This is a genomic window from Algoriphagus sp., assembly GCF_046296635.1.
Lineage (GTDB): Bacteria > Bacteroidota > Bacteroidia > Cytophagales > Cyclobacteriaceae > Algoriphagus.
On record NZ_JBKBKZ010000007.1, the window covers coordinates 34,477 to 52,022 of the forward strand.

The 17,546-nt window shown below is 40.3% G+C and carries 15 protein-coding genes; 12 read left to right on the forward strand and 3 right to left on the reverse strand.

Features of this window, described 5'->3' with window-relative positions:
- The first annotated feature begins 96 nt into the window (after nt 1-96).
- The 5 genes from ACK4HU_RS07095 to ACK4HU_RS07115 all read left to right on the forward strand — a co-directional run bounded on the left by ACK4HU_RS07095 (nt 97) and on the right by ACK4HU_RS07115 (nt 8,667).
- Entirely contained in the window at nt 97-2,541 is a 2,445-nt protein-coding gene (locus ACK4HU_RS07095; protein ID WP_409804797.1) for an FtsX-like permease family protein, read from the forward strand.
- A 160-nt stretch (nt 2,542-2,701) separates the two neighbouring features.
- Entirely contained in the window at nt 2,702-5,092 is a 2,391-nt protein-coding gene (locus ACK4HU_RS07100) for an ABC transporter permease (RefSeq protein WP_409804799.1), read from the forward strand.
- Nucleotides 5,093-5,281: 189 nt separating this feature from the next.
- Nucleotides 5,282-5,494 carry a hypothetical protein gene (locus ACK4HU_RS07105; RefSeq protein WP_409804801.1) on the forward strand — a complete coding sequence of 71 codons (213 nt, stop codon included), beginning with the start codon at nt 5,282-5,284 and terminating at the stop codon, nt 5,492-5,494.
- Nucleotides 5,495-5,500: 6 nt separating this feature from the next.
- Nucleotides 5,501-5,914 carry a putative toxin-antitoxin system toxin component, PIN family gene (locus ACK4HU_RS07110; RefSeq protein ID WP_409804804.1) on the forward strand — a complete coding sequence of 138 codons (414 nt, stop codon included), beginning with the start codon at nt 5,501-5,503 and terminating at the stop codon, nt 5,912-5,914.
- Nucleotides 5,915-6,255: 341 nt separating this feature from the next.
- On the forward strand, nt 6,256-8,667 hold the full coding sequence (locus ACK4HU_RS07115) for an FtsX-like permease family protein (RefSeq protein WP_409804806.1): 2,412 nt from the start codon (nt 6,256-6,258) through the stop codon (nt 8,665-8,667).
- 42 nt (nt 8,668-8,709) lie between these two features.
- Here the strand turns inward: ACK4HU_RS07115 and ACK4HU_RS07120 are convergent, their stop codons facing one another.
- On the reverse strand, nt 8,710-9,600 hold the full coding sequence (locus ACK4HU_RS07120) for a Fic family protein (RefSeq protein WP_409804808.1): 891 nt from the start codon (nt 9,598-9,600) through the stop codon (nt 8,710-8,712).
- Between the two features lie 312 nt (nt 9,601-9,912).
- On the opposite strand from ACK4HU_RS07120, the gene ACK4HU_RS07125 reads away from it, so the two are divergent.
- The 3 genes from ACK4HU_RS07125 to ACK4HU_RS07135 all read left to right on the forward strand — a co-directional run bounded on the left by ACK4HU_RS07125 (nt 9,913) and on the right by ACK4HU_RS07135 (nt 13,277).
- A complete protein-coding gene (locus ACK4HU_RS07125) occupies nt 9,913-10,572 on the forward strand; it encodes a DUF1080 domain-containing protein (protein ID WP_409804811.1) in 660 nt (219 codons plus the stop codon).
- A gap of 163 nt (nt 10,573-10,735) precedes the next feature.
- A complete protein-coding gene (locus ACK4HU_RS07130) occupies nt 10,736-12,085 on the forward strand; it encodes a Gfo/Idh/MocA family protein (protein ID WP_409804813.1) in 1,350 nt (449 codons plus the stop codon).
- Nucleotides 12,086-12,431: 346 nt separating this feature from the next.
- On the forward strand, nt 12,432-13,277 hold the full coding sequence (locus tag ACK4HU_RS07135) for a transglutaminase-like domain-containing protein (RefSeq protein ID WP_409804816.1): 846 nt from the start codon (nt 12,432-12,434) through the stop codon (nt 13,275-13,277).
- Here ACK4HU_RS07135 and ACK4HU_RS07140 read toward each other — a convergent pair.
- A complete protein-coding gene (locus ACK4HU_RS07140) occupies nt 13,271-13,849 on the reverse strand; it encodes a redoxin domain-containing protein (RefSeq protein ID WP_409804818.1) in 579 nt (192 codons plus the stop codon). The genes ACK4HU_RS07135 and ACK4HU_RS07140 overlap by 7 nt on opposite strands.
- Before the next feature lie 4 nt (nt 13,850-13,853).
- Entirely contained in the window at nt 13,854-14,483 is a 630-nt protein-coding gene (locus ACK4HU_RS07145) for a 4'-phosphopantetheinyl transferase family protein (RefSeq protein WP_409804821.1), read from the reverse strand.
- A gap of 36 nt (nt 14,484-14,519) precedes the next feature.
- Here ACK4HU_RS07145 and ACK4HU_RS07150 point away from each other — a divergent pair, with 36 nt between their 5' ends.
- Genes ACK4HU_RS07150 through ACK4HU_RS07165 form a run of 4 tightly spaced genes read left to right on the forward strand, consistent with a single transcriptional unit; the run spans nt 14,520 to nt 17,385 of the window.
- Entirely contained in the window at nt 14,520-15,440 is a 921-nt protein-coding gene (locus ACK4HU_RS07150) for a WD40 repeat domain-containing protein (protein ID WP_409804822.1), read from the forward strand.
- On the forward strand, nt 15,437-16,555 hold the full coding sequence (locus ACK4HU_RS07155) for a DivIVA domain-containing protein (protein WP_409804825.1): 1,119 nt from the start codon (nt 15,437-15,439) through the stop codon (nt 16,553-16,555). The genes ACK4HU_RS07150 and ACK4HU_RS07155 overlap by 4 nt, the downstream gene beginning before the upstream one ends.
- Nucleotides 16,555-16,920 carry a dihydroneopterin aldolase gene (folB, locus tag ACK4HU_RS07160; protein WP_409804827.1) on the forward strand — a complete coding sequence of 122 codons (366 nt, stop codon included), beginning with the start codon at nt 16,555-16,557 and terminating at the stop codon, nt 16,918-16,920. The genes ACK4HU_RS07155 and folB overlap by 1 nt, the downstream gene beginning before the upstream one ends.
- A gap of 9 nt (nt 16,921-16,929) precedes the next feature.
- Nucleotides 16,930-17,385 carry a DUF4268 domain-containing protein gene (locus tag ACK4HU_RS07165; protein WP_409804830.1) on the forward strand — a complete coding sequence of 152 codons (456 nt, stop codon included), beginning with the start codon at nt 16,930-16,932 and terminating at the stop codon, nt 17,383-17,385.
- Nucleotides 17,386-17,546 lie beyond the last annotated feature (161 nt).

Consider the following 17,546-nt stretch of genomic DNA (forward strand, 5'->3'; position numbering starts at 1 on the left):
GTACAATTGCAAAACTGCGACTTCCCACTCACCATTTACAACTCACTATTTACCATTTTCAAACCACCAACTTCCAAACTTCCCAAATCAACCATTATGTTCAAAAACTACTTCAAAATCGCCATAAGGAACTTGACCAAGAACAAACTTCACACAGGAATCAACTTGATTGGTTTGACTTTGGGATTGGGTGTAAGCATCCTGATTTTCTTTTTTGTGCAGTTTGAATTGAGTTTTGATGATTTCCATCAGGAAAGCGAACTGATCTATCGTATTCAGCGCCATGAAATGATCGATGGGGAAATGAGTGATTCCTACTCTGTCCCAATAATTACTGCGCCTACTTTCATAGATGAATTTCCTCAAATCACACATGTCACCCGCGTGATTGGTGGATCTGCCCAAGCCTATTTGGATGAGTCAACTACTCAAAACCAAAGGTACTTGATGGTTGGACCTGATTTCTTGAAAATATTTGATTTTGAGTTGATTCAGGGGGATAAAGAGCAAGTGTTGACTGACAAATTTGGTGCGGTTATCACAGAAGAAGTAGCACAAAAGTACTTTGCAGAGGCCAATCCTATCGGAAAAAGTATCCGAATGCGAATGGGCGATAATTTTGAGGAGTACCAAGTAGTAGGCTTGTTGAAAAACCCACCTGCAAACTCCAGTATTCGGTTTGAAATGCTCTTGAATGATCAAAACATGGATTTTTCGATTGGAAAGGAAATGCAAAATTCATGGTTCAATATATTTGGAGAGACCTATGTGAAAGTAACTCGACCGGATGCCAAATTTGAAATCGAATCCGGGATTGACCCCATGTTGAAGAAGGCTTTAGGTGGAAAATATGTCAAAGGTGATTACTCGTTTTCTCTGCACCCCATCTCCAAAATGCATATTTCGGATAATCCAAAAAATGGGATGATAGAGTCAACAAGGCCCGATTTACTTTGGATCCTAGCTGGAATTGCATTTTTGATTCTACTGATAGCATGTATCAATTTCACCACTATGGCCATCGGTAGATCCACCACGAGAGCCAAGGAAGTGGGTGTACGCAAGACCATGGGGGCGGAATTCAGCCAGTTGGTTTTCCAATTCTTGACTGAGGCTTTCCTGATCACTATCACCGCTGCATTTTTTGGTTTGCTTCTCGCAGAAGTTCTCTTACCAACTTTCAATGATCTCTTTGAAAAGGAACTGAAGTTGGTTTATGGACCTATTCAAATTGGAATTTTGATAAGTTTGATTCTATTGATTACTGCACTAGCAGGAGCATATCCCGCATTTTTCATGTCTAGTCTTCGTCCGATCAAAGTACTAAAAGGAAATCTTTCTGTACGATTTGGTAAGCAAGCCCTAAGAAAGGGACTTGTAGCATTTCAGTTCTTTATATCTTTTTTGTTGATAGCAACTACCTTGATCATGGTGAACCAAATGAATGTCATTCGGGAATTTGATCTTGGATTTGACCAGGAAATGGTGGTCTTGGTGGATGTTCCAGAAGTACCAAGTACGAGTTTTATAAAATCAATTTCTGAAGGGTTTCAGCAGGCAGAGAAGTTTAGACAAGCGCTGACAGGCCGGACAGAAGTAAGTTCCGCAGCACTTACGATTTCCATTTATGGAGATAATGCATTTTGGAACGCTGGATTTCCGCTGGAGGATGGAAAGCAATTCAATTTCCGGGTCAACTTCGTCGGAGGCGATTACATCAAGACTCTAGGGCTCGAAATAGTGGAAGGACGAGATTTTCTTGTTGAGCCGGGAGCTGACAGTAGCGCCGTTCTGATCAATGAGAAATTTACCCAAGCAATGAATTGGACCGATGCCACGGCTCAAATGCTACCCGGGACAGATTTTATACCTCATCAAATTGTGGGTGTGGTGAAAGATTTTCACCATTCTTCGCTCTATCAAGAAATCGAACCTGTGATGCTGGCTAAAAGCCCTATGACGGTATTTAGTGGAATTAATAATCTGAGCATTAGTTCGTCCACAAATCCAAAAGTGATGGTAAAGGGTACAGGGACTGATTTTGAAGCTTTCCGAACCATGTTGGAGCAGGAGTGGGGTAAGGTTTTTCCATCTGAGGCTTTTAGTTTCAGTTTTATGGATGAAGCAGTGGAAGCTCAGTATCGAGCCGATGAACGTCTCGGGAAAATGGTCTTTTTGGCAGCGGGAATTGCGATCCTAATTGCAGCTATGGGCTTGCTGGCAATGGCGGCTTTGAGCATCGCCGGCCGAACCAAAGAAATTGGAATTCGCAAAGTACTTGGCACTTCAAGCTTGAGTATTTCCTGGATGTTCAACAAGGAGTTTCTGATCATTACACTGGCAGGAGTGCTGATTGCTTTGCCTTTAAGCTGGTATCTGATGCAAGATTGGATTGCTCAATTTGCTGTCCGAGAATGGCCTTCTTGGTTGAGTTTCCTTGTTTTGGCACTAGCGGGGATTGGATTTACACTGGCTATCGTCTCGGCTCAAGCATTCCGAGCAACTCAGATGAATCCTGTGAATACGCTGAAAGACGAATGATAGTAGCTAGTATCTAGATTTAAGTATCAAGACTAATATGCATGAGAAAAGAAGAATTACGATTTACGAAATACGATTTACGAGGGCTTAATTAGAGTTTTGGCTCTTGAACAAAGGAAACCTTACAACTTTCCAACCATAATCTTTTAATTTAAAAATCATGCTAAAAAACTACCTGAAAATTGCCTGGAGAAATGTCTTACAAAAAAAGCTTTTTTCGGGGATTAATATTGTAGGCCTGGCCGTGGGGATTCTGACTACACTATTTATTTTTCTGTATGTAGCGGATGAGTTGGGGTATGATAAATTTCACACCAAAGCAGAAAATACCTACAGGATTCGCCATAACTACTTTATGGCGGATCAGGATTATGATTGGCATGAAACAGCTGTGCCTTTGGCCGAAAAAATGCGTGAACAATTTCCCGAAGTGAAGTATCTGACAAGTACGACAGCACCATTTAATTATTCTTTCCGGCATAAGGAAACCATCGTGGATGAGATTAGAACCCTTCATGCTGATGAGGAGTTTTTTAATGTTTTTGATTTTAACCTTTTGGCGGGAAATCCCCAAACAGCACTGTCTGAGCCCCACTCAATTATAATCTCCGAAAATACTGTCCCTCAATTATTTGAGGGTCAAGAGGTATTAGGCCAAACTCTTATTTTGGATAGGGAAGAATATACGGTTACCGGTGTATTGGAAACCCCCGTGGAAAAATCTCATCTGCAGTTTGATGCTATCATTTCCATTCATGGACTGATTAATAACGGATACAGTAAAGAAACTTGGTTGCCTGCTGGTATAGTGAATTATGTGGTTCTAAAAGAAGGTTCTGAAATCGAGTCGGTTAAATTAAAATTTAAACAAATTGAAGAAGAGTTTCTATGGCCCCAGCTGAATAAAAATTTAGGTTCTTCGATTTCTAAACTTAAAAACAATAGAGCTCAATATGGCTATTATCTTGAGCCTATTCTGGACATTCATTTGGTAAGAAATGGAAACTTGAAATACATCCAACTATTTTCAACGACAGGTTTCTTAATCCTTTTCTTGGTCATCATCAATTTTATCAACCTATTTATTTCAAGTTCAAATAGCCGATTAAAAGAAGTAGGTATTCGTAAAACAATGGGTGCAGGAAAAAATGAGCTCGCAAAGCAGTTCTTTTTAGAGGCTACGTTGCTTTGTAGCATTGCTTTTACTTTGGCGCTAGGCGCGGTACCATTAGTGATAGGTCCGTTCAATAGTTTTGTAAGCACAGAGTTAAGCTTAGCTGAATTCGGCAATCCTTATTATAGCTTTGGGCTTTTGGGTTTATTGATAACAATTACAGTTTTTTCATCTGCCTATCCTGCTTTTTACTTAGGTTCTGTCAAAACGATTAAGGCTGTAAAAGGCATTGGTAGTGTCAAACAAGACCATAGTAAAAGCGGTATCCAAAAGCCTTTTATTGTTTTTCAATATGCTGTTAGCATAAGTTTAGTGATATGCTTTATCACCCTTTTCGAGCAATTGGCTTATATGCGGGAGAAGAACCCCGGCTTTGCCAAAGAAAACGTCGTAGTGATGCCGGGGGCTTATTCTTTTGAGGGAAATCGTGAGGTTTTCAAAGAAAAACTCACGGCACTTTCAGCCGTGCAAGCTGCATCATTTTCTTATGCAGTTCCTGGAAGTACCTTCGATGCTTTGAGCCTCTTCAGAAAAGAAGGAGAGGATAAGGATTTTCAATTTTACTGGATGAATGCGGATTATGATTTCCTTGATACATACGATATAGAAATATTAGAAGGAAGGGGGTTTTCTGAAGCCTTTCCAACCGATACTGCTGCGGTGTTATTGAATGAAGTTGCAGCGGCTCAACTAGGGAAAGATGGACTCATTGATAGCTACCTCACAAATCATTTTGGAGAGAAAATCAAAGTGATAGGAGTGATTGGGAATTTTAATTTCGAGCATTTCAAAAATGAGGTTAAACCTCTGGCAATAGCTCTCTCCAGAACTGATTCATACGAACTTTTTGTCTCTGTAAAATTGAATTCAGGCAATCCCCAACAAGCACTTAAGGAAATAGAATCCTATTGGACTGAGTTGAATAGCGGAGCATCTTTCAGGTATTCATTTATAGATGAGCGCTTGAATAGCCTTTATCAAACTGAAGAGCAGGCAGGAAAGATCATAGGTCTGTTTACTGTTTTGGCTGTAATAATCTGCAGCTTAGGGTTGTTCGGATTGATTACTTTTTCTGCAGCTAAGCGCACAAAGGAAGTTGGGATCAGGAAAGTGCTGGGTGCCTCCGTATGGGAAATCAGTTATTTACTTTCCAAGGAATTTATGTTGTTGGTTTTAATTGCCTTTAGCGTAACAGTTCCCATTACTTACATGGCACTGGAAAGCTGGCTTCAGCAGTTTTCAAACAGAATAGAAATAGGAACGGGTACAATTTTAATTTCGGGCATAATCATTTTTCTGATCTCTGGTTTGATTCTGAGCATTCAAATCATTAAAACCGCTTTGATGAATCCGGTGGATAGTTTGAAAAATGAGTGATTTTTTAGAAACATGAAGCAAGAAGTGGAAGGTATGACGTTTTAAATGCCTAAAAACATTGATCCAGTTTTTGGGATTTGAAAGATGGAAGTAGAAGGATTAGCGTATCGTTTTTGAATCCAAGGATCTTTATCTGTCCTTTTCTATAAATTAGCGTTTGAAAAATTTCGAAAATTAAATTGAGTCGTTATGTCAAACCCTCTTAATGAGACCCAATTGGAAATCCTGAAGCTGTTCAGCCACGAACAATCAGAGGAAGATTTGCAAGAAATCAAATCATTGCTTGTGACCTACCTTTCTGAAAAAGTTGTAAGGGAAGCGGACAAAGCTTTTGAAGAAAGGAATTATACCCAGGCAGTTTTTAATAAATGGAAAAAAGAACATTTTCGTAAACAGGGATAACCCATCATGGTGATCGTATTGGATTGCAATATTTTAGTAATGAGTCTTACTTCCAAGTCTCCTTATCACAGAATTTTTCAATCTCTGGTCCTTGGAAAATTCGACTTAGCAATCAACGAAGAAATTTTACTAGAATATGAAGAAATTATCCAATTAAAATATGGAACCCGAACAGCCGCCAGTTTAATCGCTTTGTTGAAAGAACTTCCAAATGTGCGTTTCACAAATACTTATTACAGATGGAATTTAATAGAAGCTGATCCAGAAGATAATAAATATGTTGATTGTGCTATAAATTCTGGGGCGTCTTTTCTTGTTACCGAAGACAAACATTTTTCAATTTTAGCATCCATACCGTTTCCAAAACTTTCTGTTCTGTCCATAAATGGATTTTTGAAAATGGTTGACACAGAAATGTAAAATAGGAGAAATCTAATTTTTCACAACTTCGTCCGTTCACGAACGTTTTTGTCCGCAAATCCACTTCTCGAGTGGAAATAACATGTTTTAAATTGCTGAATAGACAATTTTTCGTTGGCACATAACTAGTAATAAGACGGTAGTAAGGAAAAACTAACTTTGAACCAAATAAACCTTATTCCCTCAAAGATTAGTCGATTCAATTAAAGATGTTAGAAACTAGAAACAAGAACAAGAGCCAAGAGATTTCGAATACCAATAACTGATAACTAATAACCTCCAAACCTCCAACTTCCCAACCTCCAACTTCCCAACTTCCAACTTCCAAACCTCCCAACCCCATGCTCAAAAACTACTTCACAATCGCCTGGAGGAATTTGACTCGAAATAGACTCCGAACTGCCATTCATATCCTTGGTCTTTCGCTGGGGATTTCGATCTGCTTTTTGATCTTCAATGTGGTCTGGCATGCCAATAGTTTTGACCGCTTTCACCCGGATCGAGAACAGATTTTTCGGATAAATACCTTGACAGAATATGAAAGGGGTGAAAGCTATCCCAACTCAGGGACGCCGGGCCCTCTTGGAGAAGTGATTGATGCAGAAGTTTCCGGAATTATTGTAAAAGGAAGGCTCAACACACTTTATCAGACTTTGGTGATAGTTACGGAGGGAAATCGAATAATTGGAAGAACAGATAAAGCCACCTTTGCCGATCCTGGATTTTTTCAAATTTTCCCAAGAAAATGGTTGGCAGGAAATCCTAACTCGGCTCTTCTGGAGCCAAATTCTGTGGTAATTACTGAAAGTAATTTGGAAAGGTATTTTCCGGGAGTTCAAGCTATTGATGCCTTAGGTAAGGAGCTTATCTGGATTGATAGAGACACGATCCGTACGCAAGTGACTGGCATTGTAGAGGACTATACTGAAAACACAGATCTTATTTTCAAGGACTTCATATCCTATTCAACTATTCAAACCGAGGATCAAAAAGAATGGTATGGCCTTCATAGTTGGGGAAATGTGAATTCCAGTTCGCAGCTTTTTATCAAGGCCGAACCTCTGATTGATGTTGAAAAACTAAGTGAGTCACTCTCGGAATTGGCTGAAAAACATTACGATGCAAATGAGTTAAACAAGACAAGTTTCTCAGCGGAGCCCTTGGCAGAAATCCATTTTGGGCAGAATTATGCAGATACTTCAGTCTCTAAAGTTTTCCTCAATGGGCTGATATACATCGGTCTGATTATTTTGGCTTTGGCTACGCTAAATTTTGTGAATCTGGAAACAGCCCAAGCGATAGGTCGGGCCAAGGAAGTTGGAATTAGAAAAACGCTAGGGGGAAGGCGTAAGGAACTGGTCTTTCAATTTTTAACAGAAACTTATCTCCTCGTAATCATTGCAACTGGGGTAGGATTAGTATTGGTAGAATTTCTGCGTACCCTTTTTATTTCGTATTTGCCAGACGGGTTTTCAATGGATTTCTTATCCTTTCAAAATGTCGTTTTCTATCTGATCTTTCCGCTGATTTTAGCCCTTATTTCAGGGATTTATCCGTCGATGGTACTTTCAGGATATGATCCTCAGCGAGCGTTGAAAGGTGAGAAATCGGCGCATCGAGGTTTTTCACTTGGAGTTTTTCTTCGAAAAAATCTGACTATTATCCAGTTTACCTCTTCTATTGCTTTTATCATTTTGGTTTTGGTGCTCAATTATCAAATCAGATTTGTGTCGAGCCAACCTTTGGGTTTTGATAAAAGTGCCATCTTATATTCAGACCTGCCTTTCATGTCCGATCCTGATAAGATGGTTCAGCTTCGGGATCGACTCAATCAAAATTCCATTGTGAAAAGTTCAAGTCTGAGCGGTAGTTTGGTTTCTTCCACAAGCCTTTGGACATCGGATTCTTACATTCCGGTGGATACTACTGAGAAGCAAGTTTATGTGCAAGTGATGAATGTAGATTCAGCTTTTGTTGGTGTGAATGGTATCCCGCTTTTGGCTGGGAAAAGCCAACTATCACAAGCTGATGAAATTTTGGTGAATAGAAATTTTCTGAAAGAGGCAGGTATTTCGGAGCCAATGGAAGCGTTGAATCTCGCGATAAGATTCAGCGGAGGACAAAAGAAGATCATTGGCGTTTTTGATAATTTTCATTCCCGAACACTAAGAGAGGAAATAAGGCCGATGATTATGACGACTAATCAGACCTATTTTCAATCGGTCACGGTCAAGCTGGAATCTGGTCAAAATCTTGCCGCTGCAAAGCAGGAACTTGAGTCCCTTTACAAAAGCATTTACCCTTTTGAAACTGCTGAATTCAAGTTTTTGGATGAGCAAATTGCTCAATTTTATGAAGAAGATCTGCGGATTAGAAATGTGCTGGGAGCGGCCTGTATTCTTGCTATTTTGATTTCAGCAATGGGATTATTTGGACTTTCCTCTTTCACTATTGCCCAGCGTACGAAGGAAATCAGTATCAGAAAAGTCCTTGGAGCGTCTATGACCCAGATTCTGGGGCTGATCTCCAAAGAGTATGTGCTCTTAGTTGGGATTTCTTTTCTATTGGCTATTTTCCCGGCGTATTACTTTCTAAGAGATTGGCTCAATGAATTCACCTACCGAGTGGATATGCCATATATGTTGTACGGTGTTGCCGGTTTAGGTGTGATGGTTCTATGCCTGTTGATTGTTGGACTGCATTCTTATACTGCCGCCCAAACAAATCCTGCTAAAGTGTTGAAGGATGAATAGGTAATAAAGTTTGAAATTAGAAATGAGAAAGCTGAAAGAGCGTCAAAAATCTATTTTGAAGTATCTGAGGATGACTTTATAGTTGTCTTGAGCAGTAAGGCAAGTGTCGGTTAAATATTCATTTATCTTACCCCATTCTTGTAAACCTCTGTAATAAAAAAGTTTGATATCGTCTCCTATAATGAAGGGGACGATATCATTTGCTAAGCATTCCTTGAACATAATCAGCCTTCCAACACGACCATTTCCGTCTTGGAATGGATGGATAAGCTCAAATTCATGGTGAAAACCAAGAATGTCTTCTAAAGTTTTGGTTTCCTTGACATGGTAGTTCTGAAGTAATGTTTTCATTTTGTTTGAAACTTCTTCAGGTGGAGTGGTTTCATTTCCTCCAATTTCATTTGGTAGCTTTTTGTAAGCGCCAACATTAAACCATTCTTTCGCACTGTCTGAAGTTCCTGATTTTAGTAAAAAATGTAATTCCTTAATCAATGATTCTGTCAGTTTCGACTTTGCTTTGTCTATGATAAGGTCAATACAGCGAAAATGGTTGGTCGTTTCTATGATATCGTCCACGTTTATGCTTTCTTGAAAAGCACCAATTGTGTTGGTTTCAAAAATATACCGGGTTTGCTCTTGACTGAGTTGACTCCCTTCGATTCTGTTGGAGTTATAGGTCAGATCGATTTGTGTTCGATGATAGATCCCTCCTTTTAGCTTCATCGCTTTTTGCTCCTTGAGATGATGGAGAAGGAGGTTTTTGCCAATTAAATTCTTTTTTTCCTTACGGGAAATTTGAGCATCCTCTGGAATATTCCATGTCTTTCCTGTTAGAAAGGCCCCCGGTATCATTCCCTGAGCGCAGTAGTTTCGTACAGTCCTTTCGGGGATTCCCCATTTCCCTGCAAACTTAGCAACTGATAAGAACTCCATTATTCCTTTTAATTCTTGCCGATATCGGCAAAAATAGCCAAAAAAAGAAGAGGTTTGTTTTTATTTCTTGCCGATAGATGTTCAAAGTATAGCATCCATCACATTTGCTCATATTAATTTACCTCCTTAACTAATTGAATCATGAACAATTTGCCAGTTCAACAATCTTCAATTCATCGATTAACCAGTTGAACGAATCAACAATACCCAAATCTCCACCCATACAACCCACAAGGATTTTAAAACAAAAAACTGCAAAAAGTCAATTTGTCCAATAGATTTGTATAACACTCATTCTAAACTCAGTAGGAAATGACACTTCAGTTTTGGCAAAAGTTGATTTTACTCTTCCTTGTTTTTTTGCCTTGTTTATATTCCTTTGCGCAGGAGGCTGATCAAGGATTTACCCCGCTTTTCAACGGAAAAAATCTGGATGGTTGGGTAGGTAATAAAACTTCCTATCAAGTCAAAGAAGGAATCATTGTCATTGAACCTAATGGGGGAGGAGGAGGAAATCTTTTCACCGAAAAAGAATACGGAAACTTTATCCTTCGCTTTGAATTTCAACTCACTCCAGGCGCAAACAATGGTCTTGGAATTCATGCTCCCTTGGAAGGCGATGCAGCCTATGTTGGTAAGGAGATCCAAATTTTAGATAGTGAAGCCAGTAAATACGCTAAGCTTGAACCTTACCAATTTCATGGTTCAGTCTACGGAGTGATGCCTGCAAAACGAGGATTTTTAAAGCCAGTTGGAGAATGGAACCAACAGGAAGTAATTGTCCAACATCCAAAAATAAAAGTCATTCTCAACGGCGAAACCATCTTGGAAGGTGATTACGCGGAAGCGAGTAGAAATGGAACTTTGGATGGAAAAGATCATCCGGGACTAAAAAGAAGTAGCGGCCATATAGGTTTTCTTGGCCATGGTGACGTGGTCAGATTTCGAAATATTAACATTAAAGAATTATAGTTATAGCTGGATGCTTCGACTTCGCTCAGCACAAGCGACCGAAGACGGGAGACAGAAGTTGCCCTTTTGCTAGTGTTGGACCAACCAACTATGCACATTCTTATTTGACCAGTTTTAAAAAGGTATAAAAATTTTAAACCCCCAAAATTATCCCAAGATCCTAATGAACAAGAATTTTCAAATTATTGATCGGAGAGACTTTATCAAGAAAAGTAGTCTTGGAGTTTTAGGCCTTACACTAGCTCCGTCACTTTTAGCACAAGCAAAAGCTAATGGTCGACTTAGAACCGCCCATATCGGATTGGGAGGAATGGGAATGGAAGATCTCCGTGCCATTGCCTCTCATGAATTAGTCGATGTAGTGGCACTTTGCGATGTAGACAGCAATGCTCTCAGCAATGCAACTGCTCTCTATCCCGATGCCAAAACCTATGCGGATTATCGACTGCTTCTCCGAGAAATGGAGGGTCAAATCGATGCCGTAATCGTATCCACTCCGGATCATACCCACGCCCCGGCCTCCCTTATGGCCATGGAAATGAACAAACCTGTGTACTGCCAAAAGCCATTGACCCACCATGTGACCGAAGCGCGGGCCATGCGGAAAATGGCTGCTGAAAAGAATCTGGTGACCCAGATGGGGATTCAGGTTCACTCATTCTATGATTACAAACTGGCAACCTTGCTCATTCAGTCAGGAATCATCGGAAAAGTACACACTGTCCGTGCATGGTCTCCCAAAAACTGGGGATTCGATGGCTCAAGCCCTCAAGGAAGTGATCCGATTCCGGTAAATTTGAATTGGAACCTATGGTTAGGAACGGCTAAAAAGCGAAAATATAAGGAGGGCGTTTACCATCCCGGGAATTGGAGAAAGCTGCTCGATTACGGATGCGGAACTTTAGGCGATATGGGCGTCCATATCTTTGACACACCATACAATGCACTTCAACTTGATGTGCCAAGGACGATCGTAAACAATTGCCGCAAGCCTACGGGATTCGGTTTTCCTGAAAACAATGTGGTGACTTACGAATTTCCTTCAACTCCTTTCACTGCTGAAACCCTGAAGTGGGTGTGGTATGATGGACCCGGAGCGCCGGTAAATCATGAAGACCTAAAACTTCCAAACGGAGACCAATTGCCTGACCAAGGAGCAATGTTTATGGGTGAAAAAGGAAGATTGTTATTGCCACATTTCCAGCAGCTTCCCCGCCTGATTGTGGATGGAAAGTATCAGGAATTTGATGTTGAGCCATTCAAACTTGGCGCTCCAGTAAAAGACTATGCAGGCGAAAGCAAAAAGCACTACCATCAATTTGTCGATGCTTGCCTTGGCAAAGATGAATGCAGTACACCATTTGAGTATTCAGCTCGATTGACAGAGACGATCCTGTTGGGTGTTATTGCTGGACGTTTCCCTAATCAAACCCTGAACTGGGACAATGAAAAAGCACTATTTGCCGAGAAAAAAGCCAATAAGTATTTAGGAGGAAAGTATCGGAAGTTTTGATTTGAAGTAGCAAGTAGCAAGATTTTAGTATCAAGAAAAGAGGCGAGAGGCAAGAAGCGAGAATCGAGAAGAAGGAAGCGATTATACAAACAACCCTGAAAGGGTTAAACTTTGAATTACCCCGTGTGAAACGCGGGGAATTGAAGATATTAAATCAGGGACGACAACCCTGAAAGGGTTGAACAATTTCGGTTAATTTGTAAATATTGTGTCAAGTAAAATCAGCACGCGACAGAGATTTTAGATACAAGACTCAAATAGTTAGATATAATAACTGGAGACTTCTTGATGCCCTTTGGTTTTCTTTTACCTTGATTTTAGTAAATTGAATAAGCCTAGAAATTTTATGAGTGAACTGACTCCCGCACAATTAGACGCTTTGGTTTCATTACTTGATGATCCCGATATGGAAGTAAAAAACCACGTCAGGGATAAAATCACGTCATTAGGTGCGGAGATTATTCCTTTTCTGGAACAAAAGTGGGAAAAGAGTTTCAATCCCGAAGTCCAAAAGGAGATCGAAGAACTGGTTCACGATCTTCAATTTTCTCTGGTCAAAAGCAGATTTGCGGAATGGCGAGATACAGAAGATCGGGACTTGCTGACTGGGCTTTGGATTTTGAATACTTATCAATATCCTGATTTGGATTTCGAAAAGCTGAATGCAGATATGCATCAGATTTATTTTGAGGTTTGGACTTCTTTCAAAAGTGATCTTCAGCCATACGATCAGGTTAAGATAATCAACAATGTGCTGTTCAATACCCTAAGATTTTCTGCCAATACCAAGAATTTTCATTCCCCTGCCAATAGCATGTTGGCTTCAGTTTTGGATTCAAAAAAGGGGAATCCCATCAGCCTTTGCGCTATTTATCTATTGGTTGCCAAAAAACTCGGATTGCCTATTTACGGAGTGAATTTGCCTAATCTTTTTGTTTTGACTTATAAGTCCGCCGACATTACTTTTTATATCAATGCCTTTAATAAAGGGTTGACTTTTAGCAGGAAGGATATTTTGAATTATTTGGAGCACCTCAAGATCGAACCAAAAGATTACTTTTTCGAACCTTGTGCCCACTTAGACATTATCCTTCGATCCCTGAGAAATCTCGGTAATGCTTTTGAAAAATTAGGCGAGGCAAATAAAGTCGAAGAGGTCAAAGAAATGATCGCTATTCTTGAAAATCAATAAGTTCGAATATTGCAACCTACTGCTCGAACTTGAGGGGGTGAAGGACTTTCGCCTCTCATAATATGGTTTAAAGCGCGTTCCAAATGCCGCTCACTGACAGCAGATTCAGATTGTGGATTATTGTCGATTGCCCCACGATAAGTGATTTGTAGTCCATTGGGTCCTGGGGTTAGTACGATTACTTCCGGGATTTTAGTGATGCCAAAAACCTTTGTCCAGGCTTGCCCTGCATCGATGAGGTAGGACATATTCATTCCGCTTTGATCTATATACTCTCGAAGCACAGTCTGCTCCGACTCTGAGATTCCAACTTCCGGATTGATCAACAAAAACCCAACTCCTTGATTCTGAAAGGTAGTTTTGAGTGCTTTGATTCGAGACTCATATAATTTAGCAAAGGGGCAATTTAAACTATGAAATATCATAACTAGTGCCTTTCCACTTGTCATGGACCCGAGATTCATTGTTTTGCCCGTGACAGCATCAGTTGCAGTAAGCTCGTTGAGATTTTGCGCTTTAGCGCTCCATATCAATCCTAGACTTAATAGTATTACAAGTGAGGTTTTTACCATTTTTTTACCAAATCGTGTAGGTTAAAATTACATTTTCAAATTTCCTTACATCGACCGTATAATGATGGTCTGCAAAGTCCGTTCCCCTTATTTTTCCTTTGATTTTTTGTGCATCTATTCTAAAAGGTTCCAAGAGAATATTTTCCCGAAAAGAAACCCCTCTTTTTCCTTGGCACTTGAATATGGATTCTTTGGCAGACCAGGCCATAGTATAATGGATGGGGTCTTTTTCCAAGAAATTCAACTCTTCAGGATCAAGAAATCGAAAACCAATTTTCAATATTTTTTCTCTGATTAAATCCATGTCGATTCCTACGGGCAGCTCTCGGTGGAAAATTGCCGCAGCAAATCCCGGCGTGTGAGACAGCGATACGTAGCCTTGCCCATTCATGGCTTGGGATTTTCCATGCTCATCTTTATAAAAGCCCGGATAGGGAACATCTAAAGCCTTCAAGGCATCATATATGGCAAGCCGGGCGATAGCCCATTCTTTCTTTTTGTCAGAATGGGAGATATTGGCTAAAGAAAGTTTTTCGCGGAAACTCAGAAAATCTAAGGTTTGATCCTCATGAGACTCGATAATCTTCACAGCAAGGGCTGATGAGGAATCAATTTTTTCTATTTTTGTTTGCATAGGCCAAAAGGGCGCCGCTGAGTGATTGTCCAATATATGTCAAAAATCCAAGTAAATAAATTACACACACTGACTGGTCACAATGACTGCATCTATGCGCTGACAGAGGGCAGTGATCCGAGATTTTTTTATACCGGAGCCGGAGATGGCATGGTAGTGGAATGGGACCTTGATCTTCCAAAGGATGGAAAGCTGATCGCCAAGTTACCGCATTCAATCTATGCCTTGGCAGTAGATCGCGAGCGAAACCTCCTCATTATCGGACATAACTTTGAAGGGATTCATGTCATCGATCTAAATGAAAACAAAGAAATCTGGAATTTAAAACTGACAGATCAAGCTATTTTCGATATTAAAGTTTTCGGCAATGAGGTTTTGATAGGAACAGGAGATGGGATACTGGTCGTTGTCGACATCGAAGAGCGTAGTGTTAAAAAGCATATTAAACTGAGTTCGAAAAGTATCCGAGTGATGTCTATTGCTCCTGAAAAAAGACAATTGGCTTTAGGTTTGAGTGATCATTCCATAAAAATTTTGGATTTAGCCAACAACTATCAGCCGATTTCCAATTTAGTCGGTCATACCAATTCAGTTTTTGCTTTGAACTATTCCCCCAATGAAAAAATTCTTGTCTCCGCCGGAAGAGATGCGCACATGAAATTCTGGGAATCGAATAATTACACCCTGTCTGAAAATATCGTGGCACATATGTATGCCATTAATTATTTATCTTTCAAAGAAGACGGTAGGTACCTCGTGTCCTGCTCTATGGATAAATCCATCAAAGTGTGGGACGCAGTAAACTATAAACTCATGAAGGTCATCGACAAAGCAAGGAATGCAGGTCATGGTACATCTATAAATAAAGTCCTTTGGAGCACTTATTCAGGTCATGTCATCTCTATTTCTGATGATCGCACCATATCTATTTGGCAAATTGAAGAAGAAAATTTATGAAAATATCCCCTACAGCCATCAGGCAAAAAGCATTTGAGACGGCCTTCAGAGGCTTTGACAAAAAGGAAGTAGCCATGTTTCTCGAAGAGATGAGCGTGACTATGGAGCAGATCAATCAAGAAAATCTGGACCTGCGAAGTAAACTTCAACAAGTCGAATCCGAAGCCAAAAGACTTAAAGATGTGGAAGATTCACTTTTTCGGATGCTGAAGACTGCGGAAGATACGGGGGCCAGTATGATTACTGAAGCGACGGAAGCCAGAGATCAAATTTTATCCGAAACCCATTCAAATGCGGAAGCAACGACCCTACGGGCAAATCAGTATGCCGAAAAGACGATTTCCGAAGCAAAACAATATGCGGAAAAAACTAAAAGTGAGGTAGATAAATACGCTGAAAACGTCACCAAAGAGGCAAACCAAATTTTTCAAAAAGCTCAGAAACAAGCAGAGGACCAAGCAAAAATTATTACTTCTGCTGCGGAAGCAAAAGCTAAGGAAACCATCAAGGAAATCCGAGAAAGCATGCAGAGTCTGGTAAGGAGTTACGATGGTCTACTTGATCAGCGTGAGGCTTTAGTGAAAAGTTTAAAGCGCCTTTCGCAGGATGCTTTGAATCAGATTGATCTTTCGGATGCACACTTTTTCCGGATCGATGGCAAAGCCTATCAGCGTGCAATTGACGAACTGAGCCGATCCAGTCATTTTTCGGTGGCAAATATTGCGGTCCTTGCCACCCAAGCTGAAATGCCTGCCAATGCAGAGCCGGAAGAGCAGTTTGAAGAGGATATGTCTACCGCAACTCTTGACGAAGAAACTATGGAAACTGTCGAGGCCATGCAGCATGAATTGGAGGAGCAAGGAGAAATTCCAGTGGAGGAACCGGTTGATGATGTGATGGAAATGGAGGAAGAACCGATTGAAGAAGACGAGGAGCCAATTGTAGATGAAGCGCTTCCCGTTGTTGAAGATGAAGTGATGGAGGAGGAAATCGAAGAGGAAGAAGCTGCGAAAGCCGAAATACCAGATGATCCGAGACCAACTAATAAAAATGAAGATTCTGAACCTGAGGATTTGAAGAAGTCCTCAGGGTCATTTTTTGATCAATTTGACTGATGGGGAAAGTAGCACTGGAAGGAATTGAATTTCATGCCTATCATGGGGCTTATCCAGAAGAGTCTATTTTGGGAAATAGATTTACACTGGACTTGGAATTGGACACTGATTTTAAAGAAGCAATGTTACATGATAGTCTAAAAGATACAGTGGACTACGCCAAATTGTATCAGCTCATTAAAGCTCGGATGGACGTGAAAGTTAAGTTGCTGGAACATCTAGGGCATCGCATTGTTTCGGATATTTTGGTAGTTTATCCCAAAGTAAAATCTGTTCGTCTCACTTTGAAAAAACATCATCCCGCACTTGGGGGAATCGTACAGTATTCTGCGGTGACGGTTTGTTTCCCGGAGGATTTTGCTTAAAAATTTCCCATGTACAGTCGATCAGAAGCCTCTAGAATCCGGGCTGAATTTTGGATTACGTTTGGTCAATACATGAAGCCCGTACCCAATGCTGAAGGCCTCAGAATCAACTGGCCAAATTACCGTACAGGTGTTAAAAACATCTATTTCCGAATGAAGGCTGAGCAAGACTTTGCTTCAATCGGGATAGAAATCGGGCACAAAGACGAGGAACTTCAGGAGTTGTATTTCATGCAATTCAAAGAATTGAAAAACCTTCTCAAAAACAGCCTAGGTGAAGAGTGGGATTGGAAATTGCATTCCACAAATGAAGTAGGTCAGCCGGTCTCCAAAATCGAAAAAGTGCTTCCGGGAGTCAATGTAATGGAGGAGTCCGATTGGCCAAAAATTATCACCTTTTTGAAACCTAGAATTATCGCATTGGATGAATTTTGGGATAATGTGAAGCCGAGTTTTGAGGATTGAAAAATTTCCCGTTTCTCTTTTTACGCATACTTGGTATCAGGTTTATTACCACAAAAAGTTATGCGATACATTATCAAATCAGGATCAATGGGGACCCAAAATTGAAAGTCAAGTAACAGTTGCTAAATTGATTGGAGAATAGCTGGGTAATCAAGGGAGAA

Bases quoted from the DNA above. Each gene is read 5' to 3' on its own strand.
- ACK4HU_RS07095 (WP_409804797.1), top strand. From the start codon at position 97: ATGTTCAAAAACTACTTCAAAATCGCCATAAGGAACTTGACCAAGAAC.
- ACK4HU_RS07100 (WP_409804799.1), top strand. From the start codon at position 2,702: ATGCTAAAAAACTACCTGAAAATTGCCTGGAGAAATGTCTTACAAAAA.
- ACK4HU_RS07105 (WP_409804801.1), top strand. From the start codon at position 5,282: ATGTCAAACCCTCTTAATGAGACCCAATTGGAAATCCTGAAGCTGTTC.
- ACK4HU_RS07110 (WP_409804804.1), top strand. From the start codon at position 5,501: ATGGTGATCGTATTGGATTGCAATATTTTAGTAATGAGTCTTACTTCC.
- ACK4HU_RS07115 (WP_409804806.1), top strand. From the start codon at position 6,256: ATGCTCAAAAACTACTTCACAATCGCCTGGAGGAATTTGACTCGAAAT.
- ACK4HU_RS07120 (WP_409804808.1), bottom strand. From the start codon at position 9,600: ATGGAGTTCTTATCAGTTGCTAAGTTTGCAGGGAAATGGGGAATCCCC.
- ACK4HU_RS07125 (WP_409804811.1), top strand. From the start codon at position 9,913: ATGACACTTCAGTTTTGGCAAAAGTTGATTTTACTCTTCCTTGTTTTT.
- ACK4HU_RS07130 (WP_409804813.1), top strand. From the start codon at position 10,736: ATGAACAAGAATTTTCAAATTATTGATCGGAGAGACTTTATCAAGAAA.
- ACK4HU_RS07135 (WP_409804816.1), top strand. From the start codon at position 12,432: ATGAGTGAACTGACTCCCGCACAATTAGACGCTTTGGTTTCATTACTT.
- ACK4HU_RS07140 (WP_409804818.1), bottom strand. From the start codon at position 13,849: ATGGTAAAAACCTCACTTGTAATACTATTAAGTCTAGGATTGATATGG.
- ACK4HU_RS07145 (WP_409804821.1), bottom strand. From the start codon at position 14,483: ATGCAAACAAAAATAGAAAAAATTGATTCCTCATCAGCCCTTGCTGTG.
- ACK4HU_RS07150 (WP_409804822.1), top strand. From the start codon at position 14,520: ATGTCAAAAATCCAAGTAAATAAATTACACACACTGACTGGTCACAAT.
- ACK4HU_RS07155 (WP_409804825.1), top strand. From the start codon at position 15,437: ATGAAAATATCCCCTACAGCCATCAGGCAAAAAGCATTTGAGACGGCC.
- folB (WP_409804827.1), top strand. From the start codon at position 16,555: ATGGGGAAAGTAGCACTGGAAGGAATTGAATTTCATGCCTATCATGGG.
- ACK4HU_RS07165 (WP_409804830.1), top strand. From the start codon at position 16,930: ATGTACAGTCGATCAGAAGCCTCTAGAATCCGGGCTGAATTTTGGATT.